Below are 20,255 nucleotides of genomic sequence, written 5' to 3'. Positions count from 1 at the left end.
GGTCGTACCCCGAAGCCCTTACCAGCGTCTCGTCCCTACTCGCGGCCGTATGACCGACATTACACTGTACCGCTTGCAGGCCTGCCCGTTCTGTGAGCGGGTCGTCCGGGTGCTCGACGACCTCGACCTCGCCTACCGGTCGCGGTTCGTCGAACCGATGCACGCAGAGCGCGACGTCGTCAAGCGACTCACCGGCAAGCGCACCGTCCCGGCTATCGTCGACGAGGAGACCGGCGTCACGATGAGCGAGAGCGCCAACATCGTCGCGTATCTGCAGCGGACGTATGGACAGGACGCCGGCGCCGCCGAGGAGGCCGCCTGATGGTCGAGCTGGATTTCGACGTGGTGGAACTGGGACCGGCCGACCACCCGGCCGTTGGCGAAACCGCTCCCGACTTTACGCGCCCGCTCGTCAACGAGGAGTACTGGGAGGACACCTCGCTGGCGACCGTGTGTGCCGACAGCGACGACCCCGTCGTCCTCATCTTCCACGCCATGGACGGCGCGTTCCCGGCGACGTACCTCTGGAACGAGGTCCGGGACCGGGCGTGGCACGAGGACGCCACTGTCGTCGGCCTCTCCATCTCGACGCCCTACGCCCACAAGGACCTGCTCGACGAGCGAAATATCGAGGGCCAGGCCCGGCTGTTCTCGGACCCCGCGAACGGTGTCGCCGAGGCCTACGGCATCGACATGGAACTCGACGGGATGGCGGGCGTCGCCGAGCCTCGGCCCGCTATCTTCGTCCTCGATTCGGACCGCACCGTCGAGTACGCCTGGGTCGGCGAGGAGTGGCCCGCCTTCCCCGACTACGATGACATCGAATCGCAGCTGTGAACGACACCGACATGACTGACGACATCGACCCGGCCGACTTCGACGCGGCCGCGGACATCGACGACGCGGCCACAGCAATCCGCGAGGGAGCGCTCGTGGTCTATCCGACGGAGACGGTGTACGGACTGGCCGCCGACGCGACCGACCCCGACGCCGTCGAGCGTCTCTTCGAGGCGAAGGGACGCTCGCGGGACAAACCCGTCTCGATTGCGGTGCCGGACGTCGACAGCGCGCTCGACTACGTCGACCCGACCGACCGCGAGGAGTCGTTCATGCGCGAGTTCCTCCCGGGGCCGGTCACCGTCGTCACCGAGCGCCGCGCGTCGGTACCCGACGTGCTGACCGACGGCGCGCCGAAGGTCGGCGTCCGCGTCCCCGACCACCTCGTGGCGCTGGCCCTGCTCGAGGCGGTCGCGCCCCTGACCGCGACCAGTGCGAACATCTCGGGGAACCCCAGCGCCACCACGCTCGACGAGCTCGACGACATCACCGAGATGGCGGCCGTCGTCCTCGACGGCGGCGAGACCGGCGGGACTGGCTCGACGGTGGTAGACGTCGAGGCCGGGACGATTCATCGACGCGGTGCGAACGCCGACGCTGTCGAGCGCTGGCTGGACGAGCAGTGACCCCGCGCCGGGCTGGTGGCGCGTCTGTCACTACGTTTCGACTGGGACGGCGTCGTCTGACTCGATCCAGTCGCCCTCACCGTGCTCGCCGTAGACGAGCGTCCGCTCGCCCGCCCCGCGGTCGTACTGGGTCGAGTGGTAGCCGCCGAACGGTTCCCACTGCCACCCGCGGGACGTGTCGACAGCCGTCGAGTCGGCGAGTCTGGACGCGATGGATGCCGGCGAGGCGATGGCAGATAGCGGGACGGCCGTCACCGCGCCGGCCGCGGTCACGGTGACACAGTAGCCCGCGTAGGGGAACGCGACGTCCTGGCCGTCCTGGTCGTATTCGAGGTAATCGGCCAGACACTCCGCGTCGACCGCGTCGTGGAGCGAGGGGAGCTCGAGTGGGTCGATGCCGGTTCTGTCGGCGATGGCGGTGACGATATCGGCCGCGAGTGAGACGCTATCGGGTGTCTGGTTCTCCGCTCGGTTCGTGGTGGGGCCCATGCTGTAGTAGAGGCTATCGTGGGGTGTAGTGTTTTACCCCCACGAGTATTGCCGCCGTCGTGGCATGGTACTACCAGTATTGGTGTGCCTGTCGTTCGCTCGGTGGCGTCGGGGCGCTCCGCTCACAGCAGCGACCGCAGCGACCGCGTCCTGACGCCACACTGCTCGCGGTAGTCGCAGGGCTCGCATTTGGCGTCGTTCGTCGCTCTGGCCGGTGGGCCGTCGATGCTCTCCGCGGTGCGCAGCGCTCGCCGGTACTGGCCACTCCGTCGCGCCGTCACGTCGACCGTCCGGACGACGCCGTAGGCCGGATACTCCGCGACGGTCCGTTCGACCGGCCGTTCGCGCTCCCAGGACAGCGCCTTCGCGGCGGCGACCAGCCGGACGGACTGTGGTTCCCAGACGCCCTGTTCGGGCGGGCGACCGGCGAAGACCAGCGACGGGACCGTCCCCTCGCCCGTCGCGACGAGTTTGTGGGCGATGCCGCGGGCGTCCTTGCCGGCGAGATAGACGTCCGTCTCGACTGGGTCGGCCAGCCCGTCCCAGGCGTCGAGTCGCTCGCGGGCCCCCCGCAGTCGCTCGCGAACGGTCCCCGGGTCGGGTTCGATGGGTGCGGACAGCAGCGCCGCGTCGTCGGTCAGCAGCCGCTCGTACTCGCAGGCGAGCCGGCGTATCCGCTCGATGTCCTCCGGAACGTCCGGCGGGCCCTCCCGCCGGCGGTAGTAGAGCTTTCGCGGGCAGTAGGCCGCGGTCTCGAGCTCTCTGAAGGTATGGTCGGCCATGGACTGCGCTGGGCTCGTAATCGGACAAAAAGGTTCGTCGCGCCGGCCCGCTACATCGACACGTCGGCGTCCGAGTCCAGCGAGTCGATGTCCTCGGTGGCCTCGTCCAGTCCCGTCTCCCGGAGGCCAGCAGTCATCTGTGTGGCCAGTCCCGCCTCGGTCAGCGCGTCCTCGAACTCGCTGGTGAAGCGGTGGCTCACCCCGCGGGCGGCGGCCTGTGCCTCGACCACCCGGCGGTAGCGAGCCGCGCGCTCTGTGTCGATGTCGAACGCCGCGGCCAGTTCGTCGTCGGTGGCGCCACCGCCGACGACGCGTTTCCGGAACGCCGCGGTGTCGAACTCGGCGTCGTCGTCGGTCTCTCGCAGGAGATGCAGGTCGAGTCGGGCCTCGCGGACGGTCGACGCGTCGACGCCGAGTTCCTCGGCAAGCGCCGCGTCCTCCTGGCCCGCGTAGAACCCACGGACCAGCCCCACCAGTGCTGGGTCGTCCAGGTCCGTCCGGAAGTCGTACCGGTCGCGCATCCGCGCGACGGTCTCGCCCAGCCGCTCCTCGACGGTCGCCTCGTCGGTGTCGGTCAGCGACCCCCGTCCGGCCGCCTGTGACTCCGTCACCGACTCCTCGCTGGAGACGTCCATGAAGATATCTCGGAGCTGTTCGGTCTTCTCGTCCATCCGACACGGGAGTTGGCCACGCCGACGTATATAGCTGTTTGGTGGGCCGTGAAGGCGCATATGTGGAAACTGTTTCGTGGAGAAAACAAGGATATGCACACTCCGAAACACATCGTCGGGATACCGAAATCACGAATTTGGATTTCTCTGCCGTATCGATGGGAACACTCGAACGCAATATCCGCGATAGATTGGGAAAGATAATTGATTCAACTCCTTGATGCTGGACTCATGTTCGAGGGAACGTACACCAGGCGTGCGATGTTACGACGTGGGTTAGCAACAGCCGGTGCGGGGGCGCTGGTCGGCGCTGCAGGCTGTTCGAGTATCCCGAATTTGCTGGGTGGCACCACGCCGTACGCGAAGTGGCTCCCGGCGCCTGCTGCTGTCGACGACAGCGACCACTACAATTTCACCTACTTCAATGTGGACGACCTCGAGGCCCACGAGGGCGAAATCGACGACGGGGACCTCAAGCCACCGAAATCCGGGGAGTTCTTGGGCCCCGTCGACATCGACTGGCAGGACGCCTCCGGAGTGACGACTCTGGGCTTCGGTGGGCTGTTTGGTTTCGGTGGGTTCGTCGTCGAGGCGGATTTCGACCGCGACGACGCCATCTCGGACCTCGAAGCCAACGGGTTCACCGAGGACAGCGAGCACGAGGGCTACGCTCTCATGCTCGGTTCGTTCGAGAAACGGGTGTACGCAGTCGGCGATGGCGCGATCGTCCTCTCGGTGTCACTCGGCGGCGACACCGACATGGCCGAAGCGATCATCGACGCGAAGACCGGCAACGTCGACCGCTACGGCGACGACAGCGACGACATGAGCGCGCTCATCGGCGCACTCGGTGGTGGGACGTATGTCAAGGGTAGCACGACGGACATTCCAGAGGAGGCCGACCCAGCCGACGGTGTCTTCGACAACATGGTCGCGAGAGGGGAGCAGGCCAAAATCAAGGGCCAGGACACGGCTCTCAAACACGTCGTGGTCTACGAGAGCAGCGACGACGTCGACACGGACGACCTGCGGGAGTGGGTCGACGAGAACAACGCCGACGGCGAGCGGTTCGGGAACCTCGACGACCCCAGCTACAACAGCAACGGCCGGAAAGGGGTCATCACGGGCACCGTCCCCACCGACGACTCGTAGCGGCTCCCGATCGCCGACCGTATCACAAGCGTCAATTAGCACGCAGTGGTTTTCCCTGTCATGTCCGGCAGCAATCCCACGAGGCGAGCCATGCTCGCCCGGGGCCTCGCTGCGACCGGTGCGGTGGTCGCCAGCGCCGGCTGTGCGAGCCTGTTCGGGTCCGACAGCGGAGACACGGCCGTGTTCACCCAGTGGCTGCCGGCGCCGGCCGCCCTGAACAACGCCGACCACTACCGCTTTGATTACTACGACCTGGCGACGCTCGCGGCCAATCGGGACAGCCTCGGAGGCGAGCCGACCGTCTTCGAGCGGACGTGGCAGCCAGTCGGGCTGGGCTGGGCCGACGCGACGGCCGTCGTCGCCGTCGGTTCGGTCGACGTCGTCACCGCCGAGTTCGACCGCGAGGCCGCCGTCTCGGACCTACGCGGGGCGGGCTACGACCGCGCCGGCGAGTACAAGGGGTACGCCCGCTACCGCAATCCCGAGACGGGGACGGTCTTCGCTATCGCCGACGGCACGCTGCTCGTCTCGGCGGTGGACCGGTACGCCCCCGACGCGGTCGACCCGAGCGACCGCCTCCAGACGGTGGTCGACGCCCGGACTGGCGACGTCGACCGCTACGCCGAGGCAAGCGATGACATGGGGGCACTCGTCGAGGCGCTGGGGGCGGGCACGCTGGTCCGCGGAAAGACGATGGACGACCCCGAGGGGACCACGGCCAGGAGCGGTCGATTCGAGAACCTGGTCGCCGAGGGCGCACGCAGCGTCGTCGACGGCGGGACTGTCGAGGAGAAGTGGGTCTACCTCTACGACCGCCCGCGTGACGTGGACACGGCGACGCTCGAACGGTACGTCGAGGACAACGACAACAGCTCCGGCGAGGTGGACGCACAGTTCGGGGCAGTCGAGGACATCTCTTACACGCAGGAGGGGCGCAAGGGTATCATCACTGGGACTCGCGACGCCGGCGAGTACTACAGCTAGAGCAGTTCGAGCACACCCATCGCGGTCCCGGCCAGCACCAGTTCGAACGAGAGAGTTCCAAGCGCCGAGAGCGCGACGAACCGGCGGGTCGTCATGCCCGCCACCCCCGCGGGCACGGTCAACATACCGCGAGTGAACAGCAGTGTGTTGCTCACCGGGACGGCCAGGACGCCATACCTGTCGAAGGTCGCGCCGAAGCGGTCCAGCCGCGCCTCGTCGACCCGGAACCACGGCCGTTCGAGCAGCCACTCCCGGCCACCTCGCTTGGCCAGCAGGAACAGCGTCGTCTGCCCGACGGTGGCGCCGACGACGGCGACCGCCAGGATAGCGGCGACCGTCGGTACGTGGTACCCCTCGGCTCGCCCGGCTAACACTGTGACCGCCGCCGGGACGAGCGCCTCGCTGGGCGCGAAGTAGAGTAACATCGCGCCCTCGAGGACGAACACGAACAGGAGCGCCACCAGCCCGTACCGCTGGAGCAGCGACTGGGCGTAGCTGGTGTCGCCGAAGACGTACAACGCCGCGCCCGCGACGCCGAGTACGGCAAAGAGCCCGGCGACGACCAGGAGCCCGTAGTCCTCGGCGAACACTCTGACCGGACTGCGGGTCGTGGCGGGTGCCATCGTCCCAAACATATCCTGATTGCGACATATTACTTGCGCTCCGGACAGCGGTGGGTTCATGGCCCTCAGGGTCACAGAGTCGGACATGGATATGACACGTCGCCCGCGCCGACTCCGGACCGACGGCGTGCGGCCCCTGGTACGTGAGACCGAGGTATCGGCGTCGGACCTTATCGCTCCGGTGTTCGTCGACGCGACGACCGACGAGCGAGTCCCGATAGAGACGATGCCGGGCCACGAACGGGTGCCGGTCGAGGAGAGCGTCGCCCGCGTCGAGGAGGTACTCGAGACGGGCGTCGAGGCCATCATGGTCTTCGGTATCCCCGAATCGAAGGACGAGCAGGGCTCGCGGGCCTGGGCCGAGGACGGCGTCGTCCAGGACGCAGTGCGGCGTATCAGCGAGGCGACCGACGCCTACGTCATCACGGACGTCTGTCTCTGTGAGTACACGAGCCACGGCCACTGCGGCCTCCTGGAAGACCACGCACAGGTTGACCCTGACCTCACCGTCCGCAACGACGAGACGCTCGACCTGCTCGGGAAGATTGCGGTGAGTCACGCACGTGCGGGCGCGGACATGGTCGCACCCTCCGGGATGATAGACGGGATGGTCGGTGCGATACGGGCGGCGCTGGACGCCGACGGCCACAGCGAGGTACCCATCATGAGCTACGCGGCCAAGTTCGAGTCGGCCTTCTACGGCCCCTTCCGGGACGCCGCCGACGGGGCGCCCGCCTTCGGCGACCGCCGGCACTACCAGATGGACCCCGCCAACGCTCGGGAGGCCCGCCGCGAGGTCGAACTCGACGTCGAACAGGGCGCGGACGTGCTGATGGTCAAACCCGCGCTGCCGTATCTGGACGTCGTCGCGCAGGTCCGCGAGGACTACGACCACCCCGTCGCCGCCTACAACGTCTCTGGGGAGTACGCAATGTTACACGCCGCCGCCGACAAGGGGTGGCTCCAGCTCGAAGCGGTCGCCCACGAGTCGCTGCTCTCTATCAAACGGGCCGGGGCCGACCTCATCCTCACGTACTTCGCCGAAGACATCGCCGACCGACTGTGAGACCGTAGCCTACCGCCGGCCCGAGGTCGGCCCGGACCACGACAGTCCGGGCGAGTCCCATTCGCGATTGTAAATCTTTACCCCGACTTTCGTTCCGGAATTTCAATATCGACCCGGCTTCCCAGTCGCTGGTTCGCTACTTGTTGTATCTGTGGCCCCTATCGCCCGAAACTGGGTGTTTCTGGTCTCGAAGCCGGTGCCGGACGCTGGCGGGGCCAGCGCGCGCAAGCAAAACACTCCGCTATGGCCTCGAACCGGTGAAATCACGGTTTACGAACGTCCAAATTACCAGTAGACAGATGCCGAGTTTCTTGACGGAGAACAACCTTATATGCATTATACCATGCGGTAGTCTGGACGTTCGTCTATGTCTGGGCCAGAATATGCGTTTTCATAAACCTAACCTTTATGTAGTGTTGTTGCCAGAGATTTCTCCGTGAACGACTTGACGAAGTTGGCGCTCGCGCCGATAAAGTTGGACGTTCAAACGCAATAAACGCGAACTCATACACACTATGGTACTACTCCAAGCCAGCACGGAAGCGCTGAACTACACGTGGATACTGATAGTATCGTTCCTGATCTTCTTCATGCACGCCGGCTTCGCCATGCTCGAGGCGGGGCAGGTGCGTTCGAAGAACGTGGCGAACCAGCTCACGAAGAACCTGCTCACCTGGTCGATAGGTGTGGTGGCGTTCTTCCTCGTCGGCACCGGCATCGCGGGGATCGCCGGCGGCGGGTCGTTCTCCTGGGGCGGCACGGCTAGCGGTCTCGGCTTCATCGACTTCCTGTACGGCGCCGTCTTCGCCATGACCGGCGCGACCATCGTCTCCGGGGCGGTGGCCGGTCGTGCGAAGCTCCGCGCGTACATCACCTACACCATCCTGCTGGCCGCGGTGATTTACCCGGTGGTCATCTCCTTCACCTGGAGTGCCACCAACACCGGGCTCGTCGAAATCATCACCGGCACTCCGTTCACCGACTTCGCCGGCGGGATGATCGTCCACGGGATGGGCGGCATCGCCGGCCTCACGGCCGCCGCGATTCTCGGTCCGCGCATGGGCCGGTTCAACGAGGACGGCTCCGCGAACGTCATCCCCGGCCACTCGATGACCTTCGCCGTGCTCGGGACGCTCATCCTGGCCTTTGGCTGGTACGGCTTCAACGTCGGCACCTCGGCCATCTACGGTGCAGACGGCTTCGCAGCCGCACAGCTCGGTCAGGTCGCGATTACGACGACCCTGGCGATGGCGATGGGCGCTATCGCCGCCGGCGCAGTCGCGTGGTTCCAGACCGGCAAGGTCGACACGCTGTACGTCGCTAACGGCCTGCTGGCCGGGCTGGTCGGTATCACGGCGATTCCCCACACCACGATCTGGCAGGGCGCACTGATCGTCGGTATCATCTCCGGCGCACAGCTCCCCATCGTGTTCAAGTTCGTCGAGACCAAGCTCAACATCGACGACGTCTGTGCCGTCTTCCCGGTCCACGGGAGCGCGGGCGTCATCGGGACGCTGCTGTACTCCTTCGTCGCAGCGGGCGCCTGGAGCGGCTGGACGCCGAACGTGGGCTTCATGATCGAGGGTCTCATCCCCCAGGTAGTCGGCGTCGTCGTCATCGGCGGCTGGACGCTGACCGCGACTGCCGTGGTCTGGTACGTGCTGAAGGCGATGGGCGAGGCCCGCGTCACGCCCGAACACGAGCAGGAAGGCCTGGACGTCAGCGAACACGGCGTCGAGACCTACCCCGAGTTCGGCTCGGGCGAGAGTGTTGTGGCAGACGGTGGTATCATGAGCGAAGACATCGAAGCAACTCGAGGCTCCAAAGATGACTGACGAAAACGAAATCAAGATGATCGTTGCAATGGTCCGACCCGACAAACTCGGTGACGTGAAACAGGCGCTGGCGGAAGTCGGTGCCCCCTCGCTGACGGTGACGAACGTCTCCGGCCGCGGCTCACAGCCCGCCAAGAAGGGGCAGTGGCGCGGCGAGGAGTACGTCGTCGACCTCCACCAGAAGGTCAAAATCGAGACAGTCGTCGCGGACATCCCCGCCGAGGACGTCGTCGACGCCATCGCCGAAGGCGCCCACACGGGCGAGAAAGGCGACGGGAAGATCTTCGTCCTCCCGGTCGAGGATGCCCACCAGGTCCGAACAGGCAAGACCGGTCCCGAGGCCGTCTGAGCGGCGGGCGATGGTCGACGATATCGACAGACAGGTGGTGAACGCCCTACTGCGCGACGGCCGGGCGAGTGCCCGCGATGTCGCCGCCGAGACCGGGGTCGCCGCGACGACGGTGTCGCGACGGATGGACCAGCTGGTCGAGACCGGCGTCATCGAGGAGTACACCGCTCGCGTCGACTACGCGGCACTGGGGTACGACGTGACTGCCGTCTTCCAGCTGTCGGTCGATGGCAGTGGGCTCGAGACGGTGACCGAGCGGCTCCGCGATCTGGACAACATGGTCGCGGTGTACGAGGTGACCGGCAGCCACGACATCGTCGCCGTCGGGAAGTTCCGCGATACCGAAGAGATGAACGCACACATCAAGGAACTGCTGACCGACCCTGATATCCACTCCGCAGCCACCTCCGTCGTGCTGAACACGGTCCGCGAACACGAACAGTTCCCGGTCGACGACACCGGCGAGTGACACACCGCTGGGGCTGCATTGCCGCAGCGTCGCACCACCGACGCGGCAGAACAGCCGCGTCGTGTAACACACCTGCGCGGCTGTACTGCCGCGCAGGGTAGACACACGGTCTCCGTGTGTTCTCCGTTTTCAACCGCACCAGCGGCTGCCACCGGAACCACTTCTGATAGTGGCGACGGTGCCATTAAGCCGGTCCACTCGTTCGATGGGGTATGGGCCTGCAAGTCGACGTGCGAAAGCTCGACCTCTTCAACCAGATGGCAAAGGAGGGGTCGGGGACCGTCGCGGACCATCTCGGCCAGCTCACCGGACTGGACGCTTCGGTCCACACGTCTCAAATTAACTTTCTCGACATCGACGACGTCACGACACACATCGGCGACGAGCGGCAGGTCGGTATCTACGTCGAGCTGAACGAACCGCCCTATGGCTACGTCCTGTTCATGCTCGACCCGGCCGACAGCAAGCGACTCGCCGGCGCGATGATGGGCGGCATGGGGGAGGCGGGCGAGGGCGAGGGCTTTTCCGAGATGGAGCGCTCCGCGATGCAGGAGATCGGCAACATCATGACCTCTGCGTTCATCGACGGCTGGGCGAACGTTCTGGACACGACCATCGACATGGGGACGCCCAACTTCGTGCTCGGCCCGGCCAGCGGCATCATCGAGAAGATGGGCGGCTGGCCCGACTCGGAACTCGTCTTCGTCATCGACTCACAGATCACCGTCGAGGACGGCGACCTCGGGATGACCGTCTACACCTTCCCCGAACTCGGGGACCTGGTCGAGCTCATCCAGGGTATCGACCTCGATACGGACGTTGCCGAGGACACGCAGGCAGACGAGTTGGTGTAAGCGTCCGGTCTGGGAACGTACAGCCGGTGTATCAATCGCTTCCAGTTACGGCCAGAACCCTCGATATCGTCGGACGCCTCGTGCTTGCGGTCGGCTGAGAGTTCCAGAGCGGCATCGGGCACGACGGCGCTGGTCGGGACACCGAGCGGGAGTTCGTCGCAGATAGCCTCGCGTTCGTCGTACGCGACTTTTTCGCCGGGCAGCGGGTCCAGAGCGAGTTGGCTGTATCGAACTCCTCGGTCATACGAAATCCGTCACTGTAACGGTACAAAAATGCCCGTCAGGAAGCGGCACGTATCGGAACGATGCCCATACTGCCGGCTCTACCAAACGCTCGCCACCGAGAATAGCTGTACGAACTACAGCAGCGTATCACTCGCAGAAACGAGCCGACGGCAGTACAGATGGACACGAGCGATGCCGTCGGGGTTCCGGATTCGGACCGGTGGCCGCACTAACGAGCCGCGGTGGCTCGCCTACTCTATGAGTTCCGGCGCGGCGTCGTAGGCCACCTCCTGGACGTGCTCTGGCTCCGTCTCCGGCTCGTCAGGCTCCTGCATCGTCAGTCGTCCGCCGAGATGGGCTGGCCGTTCTTGTCGGTCGGGGCCGGGCTCTCGCCGTCCTCGAAGGGGTACCACGACTGTTTGGCGTCGTTGAGGCAGGGGTCCTCGTACCCCTCGACCTCCTCGGGTTCGGCGAGTTCGACCAGCGTCTCGTGACCGGTAGCGGCGACCCAGTCGCTGAAGGTCTGGCCCTCCGAGCGCAGCGCCGCGTAGGCCTCGGCGATGTTACGAATCATGCCGGGCACCTCGTCGGCGGGGACGCGCTGGCGGACCCACTCTGTGAACTCCGCCTCCTCGCCCATGCCGCCGCCGACGCCGACGTCCAGCGCCTCGACCATCTCGCCGTCCTTGCGGGCGCGCATCCCCTGGAGGCCGATGTCGCCGGTCATGGCCTGGCCACAGTCGGCGGTACAGCCCGAGTAGTGCATCTTGATGCGGTCGACGTCGCTTGGCAGCTCGACGTTGTCGCCCAGCCAGCGCAGCATGCGGGCCATCCGGGCTTTCGTCTCGGTGAGCGCCAGCGAGCAGAACTCCGTTCCGGTACAGGCCACTGCACCCTGCGTGAACGGGTTGGGCTCGGGCGAGTACTTATCGAGGAACGGCTCGTTCAGCAGATTCGCCAGGTTGCCATCGGGCACGTCCATGATGAGTGGGTTCTGCCGGCGAGTGAGCCGCACCGCGCCGGAGCCGTAGGCTTCGGCCAGGTCCGCGAGCTCGACGACGTCCTCGGCGGGGAGCCGGCCGACCGGAACGGAGAGGCCGACGTAGTTCTTGTCGTCTTTCTGGTCGTAGACGCCGACGTGGTCGTGGGCGCCGAACTCGGTGTTCTTGCCGGCGTTGTAGGTGTACTCGCCGCGGAAGTCCGTCCCGGCGGTCTCGAACTCGAAGTCGAGCCGTTCGTCGAGGTCCTCGCGAATCTTCTCGGTGCCGTGCTCGTCGACGAAGAACCGTGCGCGGTTCTTCGACCGGTTGGTCCGGTTGCCGTTCTCGTGGTAGTACTCGACGAACTCACGGACCGTCTCGACGGCGTGTTCGGGCTCGATGAACAGGTTCAGCGGGCGGGCGTTGCGCGGCTCACGACCCCCGAGACCGCCGCCGACGCGGACGTTGAACCCTTTGACCTCTTCGCCGTCGATGAACTTGTGGGCCGGCTCCAGCCCGATGTCGTTGATGGCGTCCTGGGCACAGCCCTGCTTGCAGCCCGACACCGAGATGTTGAACTTCCGGGGCATGTTACAGAGGTCGTCGTCCCCGCGGATGGTCTCCTGAATCTCGTCTAAGATGGGGCGGGACTCGATGTACTCCTCGCCCTTGCCCGCGACCGGACAGCCGGAGATGTTCCGCATCGTGTCGCCGCCGGCCGACCGGCTGGTCAGCCCGACGCCCTCGAGCTTGTCCCAGATCTCCGGGACGTCCTCGAGTTTGAGCCAGTGCATCTGGATGGACTGTCGGGTGGTGAAGTCGATCCACGCGTCGCCGAACTCGGGGTTCTCGACGGGCCCGCTGGCGTACTCTTCGGCCACCTCACCGATGGCGCGGAGCTGGCCCGGTTCCAGCACGCCGCCGCAGTTGGTCAGTCGCATCATGAAATAGGACTCCTGACCCTCGCGGTGGTGGAACACGCCCCAGAACAGGAACCGCTTGAACCACTCGTCGCGTTCGTCTTCCGGGATATTCTCCCAGCCGCGCTCCGCGAACTCCTCTATTTTCTCCCGTACCTCGTCCCCGTACATCTCGCCTTTGATTTCTTCTGCTTTGTTTCCCATTGTTGGTAACCTCGTATAGTGAATTTTCGCACAGTGTAGTTTCGCTCTGTGCGTTTATACTCGGATAAACCATCCGCCTGGCTAAGTAAAAACCTGACCATTGAAACAATCGTCATACAAAGCGGAGAATCAGCTAAATGTTCAAAATTATAGACGCCTACAGGTGTTTAAGGAGTTTAGTTGTCTTTGTGGAAAAACGCACAATCGGCTGTCCGACGGGCCGGTCGGCCCGCCTAGTTCTCGTACTCTCCACTGGCGCCCGGAATCGTGGCGGGGTCGGCCTGTGCCGCGTTCAGTAGCGTGACATAGAGGCGCCGGCTGCGCTGGAGCCAGCCCAGCTGGACCGATAGGTGGCCAAGCAGGAAGAGCCCGAGCAGCACCCAGTGTGCAGGGGTCATCGCCATGCCGGCCTTGACCATCGGGAGGTCTTTCAGCAGGACGTAGACGCCGTTGTACACACCCGCGTACAGCGCCAGCGCCGGAAGCATTACGAGCGGCATCCCGCCCAGCCGGACGAGAGCCGGAAGCGACTCGTTGTCGAGCAGCTCCGTCGCGCCGCGAAAGACGCTCACGACGACGATGACTGCGAGGAAGATGCCGGTGTCGGTGAGCGTGGTCCCCTTCCCCGTCAGGAGGGCAAAGACCGCGCCGCCGGCGACGGCCGTCAGCAGTGCAACGGCGGTGGTGACGACCGAGGGATAGCGTTTTTTCTTCGTTTTCGGCGCTTTCTTGACGACCTGCGAGCCCGTCGAGAGGAACAGATACGCCTTGTAGAACCCGTGGATGATGAGGTGGGCCACCGCCGCGGCGAAAAAGCCCAGCCCGCACTGCAGTATCATGAATCCCATCTGGGCCACGGTCGAGCAGCCCAGCCGGCCCTTGTAATCGGCCTTGACGAGCATCATCGCCTGTGCGAGGATGGAACTGACCGCGCCCAGCGCGACGATACCCAGCATGACGAACTCCTGTAACGCAAACACCGGCGCCAGCCGCGTCAGCAGGAGGCCGCCGGCGTTGACGAACCCGGCGTGCATGATGGCGCTTGCCGGCGTCGGCCCCGTCATCGAGGAGAGCAACCACCCGTGGAAGGGGACCAGCGCCGACTGGACGAGCGCCGCCAGCAGGATGGGGGCTGCCGCCAGCAGCAGCGTCGACCGCGGGAGCGTGTCGACCGACGCCAGTATCCCCGAGATGGTGGCGCTCCCGGTCCCCGTAGACAGCGCGAGCAGGCCGACTCCCAGCAGCCCGCTCCCGGCGAGAAAGTACCGTCGCGAGAGGCGCTTGGCAGCCTGTGCTTGCGGCCAGGCCCTGACGTGGCCGATGAGCTCCGCCATCAGCAGCCCCATCAGGGTCCAGGCGAGGAGGAACAGGACCACGTGGTCGGCCGCGACCAGCGTCATCACCACCAGGGTAAACAGCATGATGCGTGCGAAAAACAGGTCGACGTCCCTGTTTGCCGTCATATACCGCCTGGAGAAGCTCTGGACGATACCGCTGAAGAAGGTCACTGCGACCCACATCACTTTCGTTAACCCGTCGACCCGTACCAGCGGTTCGGCCGCGAGCTCGATGCTGAACCAGGCGGTGGCTGCGACGAGGACGACGCTCCCGACGAACAGCGTCCAGACCAGGGTCGTCGAGACGACCGGGATGGCGCTGTACTGTTGACTCGTATGGGACATCTATGGTATCGGAGGATAACCACTTATACGTTTAAAATTTCCGTGCACGACTGGTAAGTGGTGATATAATTCCTAAAATGCAAAGTATTGGCTCGGAACGCTGAACAAACGACTCACTGCGCCCCACGGGTCACTGTGTTCCCCGTCGTCGGGCGGCGCTGCCGCCCGACTGCTTGAGGGACTTCCGGTCCCTCTCTGTTCCGCATCGAGGGCCTGCTACGCACGCCCCTCGCTACGTTTGGCGACGCGTAGCGGTCTTGCCGGTCCGAAACTGCTCTAGTGCCTTTGAATTATTTTAGGAATTCAGCCAGATGCGTCTACATATATGCGAAGATATTAAGATATAGCTCCCGCTTTTCAACTCCAACTGGTGTTATCTATACGATGGTCGATATCGATCCGACGACTGTTCGGACGCACATAGAGCACGCGGCGGACCGTCTGGGTCGGGTCTGGCCGCTGTACTCCGACGTGGCCGCCAACCCCCTCTCCGGGTTCGAGGACAGGCCCTTCCGGCAGGCTGTCGAGGACGCCGAGGCGCTGTTCGACGGCCGTGGCTACCCGACCGTCGACCAGTTCCGCCAGGCCTGGGAGTCGGGCGAGATAGACGCGACCATCCTCAACGACCTGCTCGAGGAACACGGTATCGACGAGGAGCCCGGGGCGCTCCTGCGGCGGATGGCCCACGAAGCGGACGAACGCTCGAGCAGCGATACCCACGACGAGCGGCTGAACAGATTGTGCTCGAAGTGGCTCGCGGCCTTCCTCGACCAGGGACAGGCCGGCTGGCCCATGCCCGACCGCGAGCAGGGTTTCTACCAGTCCTGGCGGGCGGTCGCGCCCTACGACAGCCGGATTCCCGAATCCGAGACCAACGTCGCGACGTACTACCGCGACCGACTGACTGACGCCCCCGAGACGGCTATGGAGGCTATCTTCGCCGTCATCACTGGGTACGACGAGGACGAATGGGAGGCCATCTTCGAACACCACCTGGCCGCCCTGCCGGGCTGGGTCGGGCTCATCAAACAGCGGGCCGAGGCGAACAACAACCCCTGGCAGGACAAATACCCCGTCACGCTGGTCGACTATCTCGGCGTCCGACTCATCCTCGCCAAACACATGGGCGCCGACGTCCTGCCGGAGACCGACGGCACCGAGCGGCCCAAACAGGCCGACTTCCGGCTCCAGGAGATCTGGCTGACAGCGTGGGAGCGCAGCTATCAGGACGACTTGCTGGAGGACATCAACAAAGGACTGGCCACGTCGAGTACGCAGCTGGACGCCGACCGGCCCGACGCCCAGCTCGTCTTCTGTATCGACACGCGCTCTGAGATTATCCGCCGACAGCTCGAAGCGACCGGCGACTACGAGACCCACGGGTACGCCGGCTTCTTCGGCGTCCCCATCGAGTACAGGGGCCACCAGTCGAAGGTCCAGACCGACTCCTGTCCGGTGATGGTCGACCCGAAACACCACGTCACCGAGCACCCACCGGCCGACGACCCGGCGACGACGTCCTACGAACGGTGGGACCGCCTGAAGACGGACGGCAACAAGTTCCTCAAATCCCTGAAAAACGACCTGGCCGCGGCCTTCGGCTTCGTCGAGGCCTCCGGGACCTTCTTCGGGGCTGCGCTCGCCTCCCGGACGCTGTTCCCGTCGAAAGTCCACGATGCGCGGGGGCGCGTCGGGCCCGACGACCCGGCGACGTTCTCCTCGCTGACGCTTTCCGAGACGGCCGACGAGGACGCTCCAGACTCCCCGGCTATCGGCATCTCACCCGAGCAGAAGGCCTTCTATGCGGAGGCCGCGTTCGACCTCATGGGATGGGACGACTTTGCCCCCGTGGTCGTGTTCACCGGCCACGAGAGTCAGACCGTCAACAACCCCTACAAGTCGAGTATCGACTGTGGCGCCTGTTCGGGCAGCCCCGGCACGCCGAACGCGCGCGTGCTCGCGACCATCTGTAACGACCCGGAGGTGCGTGAACGGCTCGCCGAGCGCGGTATCGAGGTCCCCGACGACACCGTCTTCCTCGCTGGCCGGCACAACACCACGACCGACGCGGTGACCGTCTTCACCGAGGGACAGGACCTCACCGACGCCCAGCAGGCCGTCGTCGACAACCTTCGCGAGGACCTGGAGACGGCCCAGGCCGGTGCCGCCGAGGAGCGACTGGAGACGTTGGGCGTCGACGCCGACGACCCCGTCCGCGAGACCGAGACCCGCACCGACGACTGGGCCCAGCCCCGGCCCGAAATCGGGCTGTCGGGCAACGCCGGCTTCGTCATCGCCCCCCGGGAGCTGACCGAAGACGTCGACCTCGAGGGGCGGTCGTTCCTCCATTCGTACGACTGGGAGGGCGACCCCGAGGGCGAGGCCCTGGAGAACATCATGGCGGGGCCGCTGGTCGTCTGTCAGATGATAAACGCCCAGTACTACTTCTCGACGGTCGACAACGAGGTCTACGGCAGCGGTTCGAAGACGACCCACAACGCCGTGGGCAACGTCGGCGTCATGCAGGGCAACGGCGGCGACCTGCAGATGGGCCTGCCCCTGCAGTCGCTGTACGCCGACGACCGGCAGGCCCTGCACACGCCTATCCGGCTGTCGACGGTCATCCACGCGCCCGTCGACACCGTCACGGACATCCTCGACCGCAACCCCGACCTGGCCGCGCTGCTTGACAACAACTGGCTCTCCCTGCTGGTCATCGACCCCACCCAGGACGATGCGACCTTCCGGTACCAGACGGACCTGGAGTGGGAGCCACTGGACGCGACGCTCACGACGAAGATTACGGTGGCAAGCACCGACTGAAAGAGCCGTTTTCGGCGGTTCTGTTCGGTTCCTGCTTCTATACGTCGCCAGGCCTCAATACGTCTCGACGTCGACACCGAGGCGCTCGAAATCATCGACGTTGCGTGTGAGCACCGGTTCGTCGACGACTTCGGCAGTCATCCCGATAATCACGTCACCGTCCCCGACAGCGTCTCCGTCGTTCAGCAACTCGCCGGAGCGACGGCCAGCTTTGCGCATGATGGCGGAATCGGCCGGATGGACTGGCTTCGATTCGAGGACCGTCTCGATTTTCGTGCGTTCCCCCTCCGAGTCTGTCGCCCGGGCGACGCCATAGTACAGTTCGAAGAGCGTCATCGAGGAGAGCCGTTGCTGGACGAGGTCGGCTTCGATCTCGCGCGCCTTCTCGACGGCGCCCTCGTCGCCGTTCATCAGGTCGATGAGGAACGAAGTGTCGAGCAACACGCTAGGTGTCCTCTATCTCGCCCGCAATCCCTTCGAGTTCGCCACCGCGCCGGTCCCGACGCTCGTCGACGGCGGCCCGCAGTGACTCGGCCTCCTCGTCGCTGAGGATTCCCGCGAGCTCGAGGAGTGACCGCTCGCCCGCGAGGCGAAGCACCACCTCGGAGAAGGTTTCGTCGTCCCGTTTGTGGGCGGCGAGACGCTCGTAGGCGTCCTCGGAGAGACGGATGCTCTTCGACATATGCATACAGTTGTATGCAGCGATACAAAATGGTATCCTTCAACTGTCGTGTGGCCCTACACTAGCTAGCGAAAAACGGCTTGAAAACGATGTCTACCGATGCGTCGCTACGGGAACTTCTTGTACGGCAGGAACTTGCCGTCGTAGGTGATGACGACGTGCTCCTCCCCGTCCTGGATCTCCTTGTCGACGCTGACCTCGAAGTCGATGGCGCTCATGATGCCGTCGCCGAACTCCTCGTGCATGATGGCCTTCATCGCGGGCCCGTACACCTGTGGTACCTCGTAGAACCGATAGAGGGCGGGGTCGGACGGAATCGACGGGTCCTCCTGGCCCTTCATCGGCGGAATCTGCAGCCCCTCGATGACGTCTTCCTCGCCGCCCAGCCCCACCGCTTCGGCGATAGCGATGGCCTCCTCTTCGGTCGTGCTCGCGCCGTCGTAGACGGCCGAGGCGATGTACGTCTTGTCGATGCCGGTCGCCTCCTCGATGTCGGAGAAGGTGAGCTCGCGCATCTCTTTGGCATCGACGACTTTCCGTCGCATATCTTTTCGAACTTCCGCGTACGGCTCCATGGTGTTGCGATCGATTGTCATTGGTTGTGTCGTGGGAGGTTGTCCCGGTTGGTGGGAGTGGGAGGTGATATTAAACCATTTTCCTAATACTGGTGGAGATTCAAACAGGGAATGGGGATAATCTAAGAACATAATACGATAATGCTGGTCAGAAGTGGAATTTTGTCAATACGGCTGATAGGATTTCCGTTTCCCGAATTGCTCGACCCGAGAGCGCACAACTCGGTAATTAGGGATTGAAAACACGAACGCAGACGCGCGAATTTGAGACAATTGCAAATTTTGCTGAAATATCACGATGATTAAATCGACATTTGACCATATTCCTAGTACATTCTAAAGACTGAAACCCAATCGAAGAACCACGCTTATATATCACCTCTTTCGAACAGAGTCTTGTTGCACAATGACCGAAGTCAGCAAGCGTATCGATGGGTTATCGGCGGAAAATTCAGGCGAACGTTTAGTAATCGACGACAAAAGCCGAGATTTTGAATACGACGTTGAGGGGGGAGCGTAAATGTACCAGGAGAGTGTCACGTCGATCAGTAAGGCGGCCGCGGCGCAGGTAGAACTGATAGAGAAGAGTCTCCCGGCGTACATCGTCCACTCGATGATGGCCGGGGCCTATCTCGGGCTCATCGTCGTCATGACGTTCCTTTTCGGCGGCGCGATGTACCAGACGACGTTCGAACCGCTCCGTGGCTTCGTCATGGCAGCGGTATTCGGCGGGGCACTGAGCCTGGTCATCGTCGCGGGCTCCGAGCTGTTTACGGGGAACAACATGATCATGACGATGGGGATGCTCTCGGGCCGTGTCGGACTCCCCGGCACGATGAAAGTGTGGACCTGGTCCTGGGTCGGGAACTTCCTCGGCTCCATCCTCGTCGGTGCGATGGCCTGGCAGGCGGGGGTCCTCGGCGGCGCCGAGGCGCTGCTGGGTGCCGTCGGCGGCTCGAAGATGTCCATGGACCTCGTCCCACTCTTCCTGCGGGCGATGCTCTGTAACTGGCTCGTCTGTCTCGCCGTCTGGAGCAACTTCCAGCTGGAGAACACCTCGGCGAAGCTCATCATGATATGGTGGTGCCTGCTCGCGTTCATCGGCTCGGGCTACGAGCACAGTATCGCCAACATGACCATCCTCTACGGAGCGAACGTCGCCGCTCCCGGCGCCGCTGGGGTCTCCTGGGCCGGCATGGGGTACAACCTCGCCGTCGTCACCGCCGGGAACATGGCCAGCGGTATCCTGTTCATGGGCGCGGCGTACTACTACATCTCCTCCTCGTACGGCTTCGAGTGGGACTGGAGTATGGACGACAACGTCGTCACCGGCGCCGTCAGCGACGACTGAGACCGCTCGTTTCGCAGTAGGACTCGCTTTTTCGCTGTCGTCACGGCTGCCCAGTGGCGTCTCTCTGACGCCGCCG

At 64.5% G+C, this 20,255-nt stretch carries 21 protein-coding genes; 12 read left to right on the top strand and 9 right to left on the bottom strand.

All coding sequences use genetic code 11. From position 1 onward, the window contains the following. The first annotated feature begins 49 nt into the window (after nt 1–49). The 3 genes from EGD98_RS09965 to EGD98_RS09955 are packed head-to-tail and all read left to right on the top strand — an operon-like array spanning nt 50 to nt 1,463. Nucleotides 50–322, top strand: a complete 273-nt coding sequence (locus EGD98_RS09965; protein WP_220588229.1) for a glutathione S-transferase N-terminal domain-containing protein — start codon at nt 50–52, stop codon at nt 320–322. Then, a complete protein-coding gene (locus EGD98_RS09960; RefSeq protein ID WP_220588228.1) occupies nt 322–837 on the top strand; it encodes a redoxin domain-containing protein in 516 nt (171 codons plus the stop codon). The genes EGD98_RS09965 and EGD98_RS09960 overlap by 1 nt, the downstream gene beginning before the upstream one ends. Nucleotides 838–848: 11 nt before the next feature. After that, nucleotides 849–1,463 carry an L-threonylcarbamoyladenylate synthase gene (locus EGD98_RS09955; protein WP_220588227.1) on the top strand — a complete coding sequence of 205 codons (615 nt, stop codon included), beginning with the start codon at nt 849–851 and terminating at the stop codon, nt 1,461–1,463. A gap of 30 nt (nt 1,464–1,493) precedes the next feature. On the opposite strand, the gene EGD98_RS09950 is transcribed toward EGD98_RS09955, so the two are convergent. The 3 genes from EGD98_RS09950 to EGD98_RS09940 all read right to left on the bottom strand — a co-directional run bounded on the left by EGD98_RS09950 (nt 1,494) and on the right by EGD98_RS09940 (nt 3,405). Further along, complete coding sequence (locus EGD98_RS09950; protein ID WP_220588226.1) at nt 1,494–1,952, bottom strand: HalOD1 output domain-containing protein; 459 nt, start codon at nt 1,950–1,952, stop codon at nt 1,494–1,496. Between the two features lie 122 nt (nt 1,953–2,074). After that, nucleotides 2,075–2,734 (bottom strand): CRISPR-associated protein Cas4, encoded by a 660-nt coding sequence (locus EGD98_RS09945; RefSeq protein WP_220588225.1) that lies wholly within the window; start codon nt 2,732–2,734, stop codon nt 2,075–2,077. Nucleotides 2,735–2,784: 50 nt separating this feature from the next. Further along, nucleotides 2,785–3,405 carry a conditioned medium-induced protein 4 gene (locus EGD98_RS09940; RefSeq protein WP_220588224.1) on the bottom strand — a complete coding sequence of 207 codons (621 nt, stop codon included), beginning with the start codon at nt 3,403–3,405 and terminating at the stop codon, nt 2,785–2,787. 231 nt (nt 3,406–3,636) lie between these two features. Here EGD98_RS09940 and EGD98_RS09935 point away from each other — a divergent pair, with 231 nt between their 5' ends. Together EGD98_RS09935 and EGD98_RS09930 are read left to right on the top strand one after the other, a co-directional pair. Further along, on the top strand, nt 3,637–4,557 hold the full coding sequence (locus EGD98_RS09935; protein ID WP_220588223.1) for a hypothetical protein: 921 nt from the start codon (nt 3,637–3,639) through the stop codon (nt 4,555–4,557). A gap of 60 nt (nt 4,558–4,617) precedes the next feature. Continuing rightward, complete coding sequence (locus EGD98_RS09930; protein ID WP_220588222.1) at nt 4,618–5,541, top strand: hypothetical protein; 924 nt, start codon at nt 4,618–4,620, stop codon at nt 5,539–5,541. On the opposite strand, the gene EGD98_RS09925 is transcribed toward EGD98_RS09930, so the two are convergent. Beyond that, nucleotides 5,538–6,164, bottom strand: a complete 627-nt coding sequence (locus EGD98_RS09925; RefSeq protein WP_220588221.1) for a DedA family protein — start codon at nt 6,162–6,164, stop codon at nt 5,538–5,540. The genes EGD98_RS09930 and EGD98_RS09925 overlap by 4 nt on opposite strands. A gap of 85 nt (nt 6,165–6,249) precedes the next feature. Between EGD98_RS09925 and hemB the strand changes: the two genes are divergently transcribed. The 5 genes from hemB (at nt 6,250) to EGD98_RS09900 (ending at nt 10,737) form a co-directional block, all read left to right on the top strand. Further along, on the top strand, nt 6,250–7,230 hold the full coding sequence (gene hemB / locus EGD98_RS09920) for a porphobilinogen synthase (RefSeq protein ID WP_220588220.1): 981 nt from the start codon (nt 6,250–6,252) through the stop codon (nt 7,228–7,230). A gap of 515 nt (nt 7,231–7,745) precedes the next feature. Continuing rightward, a complete protein-coding gene (locus EGD98_RS09915; protein WP_220588219.1) occupies nt 7,746–9,065 on the top strand; it encodes an ammonium transporter in 1,320 nt (439 codons plus the stop codon). Beyond that, nucleotides 9,058–9,414 (top strand): nitrogen regulatory protein GlnK1, encoded by a 357-nt coding sequence (glnK1, locus tag EGD98_RS09910; RefSeq protein ID WP_236039453.1) that lies wholly within the window; start codon nt 9,058–9,060, stop codon nt 9,412–9,414. The genes EGD98_RS09915 and glnK1 overlap by 8 nt, the downstream gene beginning before the upstream one ends. 10 nt (nt 9,415–9,424) lie before the next feature. Further along, nucleotides 9,425–9,883 carry an HTH-type transcriptional regulator Lrp gene (lrp, locus tag EGD98_RS09905; RefSeq protein WP_220588218.1) on the top strand — a complete coding sequence of 153 codons (459 nt, stop codon included), beginning with the start codon at nt 9,425–9,427 and terminating at the stop codon, nt 9,881–9,883. Nucleotides 9,884–10,095: 212 nt separating this feature from the next. After that, entirely contained in the window at nt 10,096–10,737 is a 642-nt protein-coding gene (locus tag EGD98_RS09900; RefSeq protein ID WP_220588217.1) for a chemotaxis protein CheC, read from the top strand. Nucleotides 10,738–11,299: 562 nt separating this feature from the next. Here the strand turns inward: EGD98_RS09900 and EGD98_RS09895 are convergent. Then, a complete protein-coding gene (locus tag EGD98_RS09895) occupies nt 11,300–13,066 on the bottom strand; it encodes a nitrite/sulfite reductase (RefSeq protein WP_220588216.1) in 1,767 nt (588 codons plus the stop codon). Between the two features lie 233 nt (nt 13,067–13,299). After that, the gene (locus EGD98_RS09890) at nt 13,300–14,748 is read right to left on the bottom strand and encodes a proton-conducting transporter transmembrane domain-containing protein (RefSeq protein WP_220588215.1); all 1,449 of its coding nucleotides are present in this window, start codon (nt 14,746–14,748) and stop codon (nt 13,300–13,302) included. Nucleotides 14,749–15,132: 384 nt separating this feature from the next. Between EGD98_RS09890 and EGD98_RS09885 the strand changes: the two genes are divergently transcribed. Then, the gene (locus tag EGD98_RS09885; RefSeq protein ID WP_220588214.1) at nt 15,133–17,571 is read left to right on the top strand and encodes a DUF2309 domain-containing protein; all 2,439 of its coding nucleotides are present in this window, start codon (nt 15,133–15,135) and stop codon (nt 17,569–17,571) included. A 54-nt stretch (nt 17,572–17,625) separates the two neighbouring features. On the opposite strand, the gene EGD98_RS09880 is transcribed toward EGD98_RS09885, so the two are convergent. The 3 genes from EGD98_RS09880 to cynS all read right to left on the bottom strand — a co-directional run bounded on the left by EGD98_RS09880 (nt 17,626) and on the right by cynS (nt 18,849). Continuing rightward, complete coding sequence (locus tag EGD98_RS09880; protein WP_220588213.1) at nt 17,626–18,015, bottom strand: type II toxin-antitoxin system VapC family toxin; 390 nt, start codon at nt 18,013–18,015, stop codon at nt 17,626–17,628. A gap of 1 nt (nt 18,016) precedes the next feature. Further along, the gene (locus EGD98_RS09875; protein ID WP_220588212.1) at nt 18,017–18,253 is read right to left on the bottom strand and encodes an antitoxin VapB family protein; all 237 of its coding nucleotides are present in this window, start codon (nt 18,251–18,253) and stop codon (nt 18,017–18,019) included. Between the two features lie 107 nt (nt 18,254–18,360). After that, nucleotides 18,361–18,849, bottom strand: coding sequence for a cyanase (cynS, locus tag EGD98_RS09870; protein ID WP_220588211.1), 489 nt, complete (start codon nt 18,847–18,849; stop codon nt 18,361–18,363). 499 nt (nt 18,850–19,348) lie between these two features. Between cynS and EGD98_RS09865 the strand changes: the two genes are divergently transcribed. Beyond that, entirely contained in the window at nt 19,349–20,179 is an 831-nt protein-coding gene (locus tag EGD98_RS09865) for a formate/nitrite transporter family protein (RefSeq protein WP_220588210.1), read from the top strand. Nucleotides 20,180–20,255: the final 76 nt, after the last annotated feature.

It is taken from the genome of Haloarcula salinisoli (genome assembly GCF_019599405.1).
GTDB classification, from domain to species: Archaea; Halobacteriota; Halobacteria; order Halobacteriales; family Haloarculaceae; genus Haloarcula; species Haloarcula salinisoli.
Note: the sequence above shows the minus strand (reverse complement) of the source record. Positions and strands in the feature narration are given on the sequence as shown.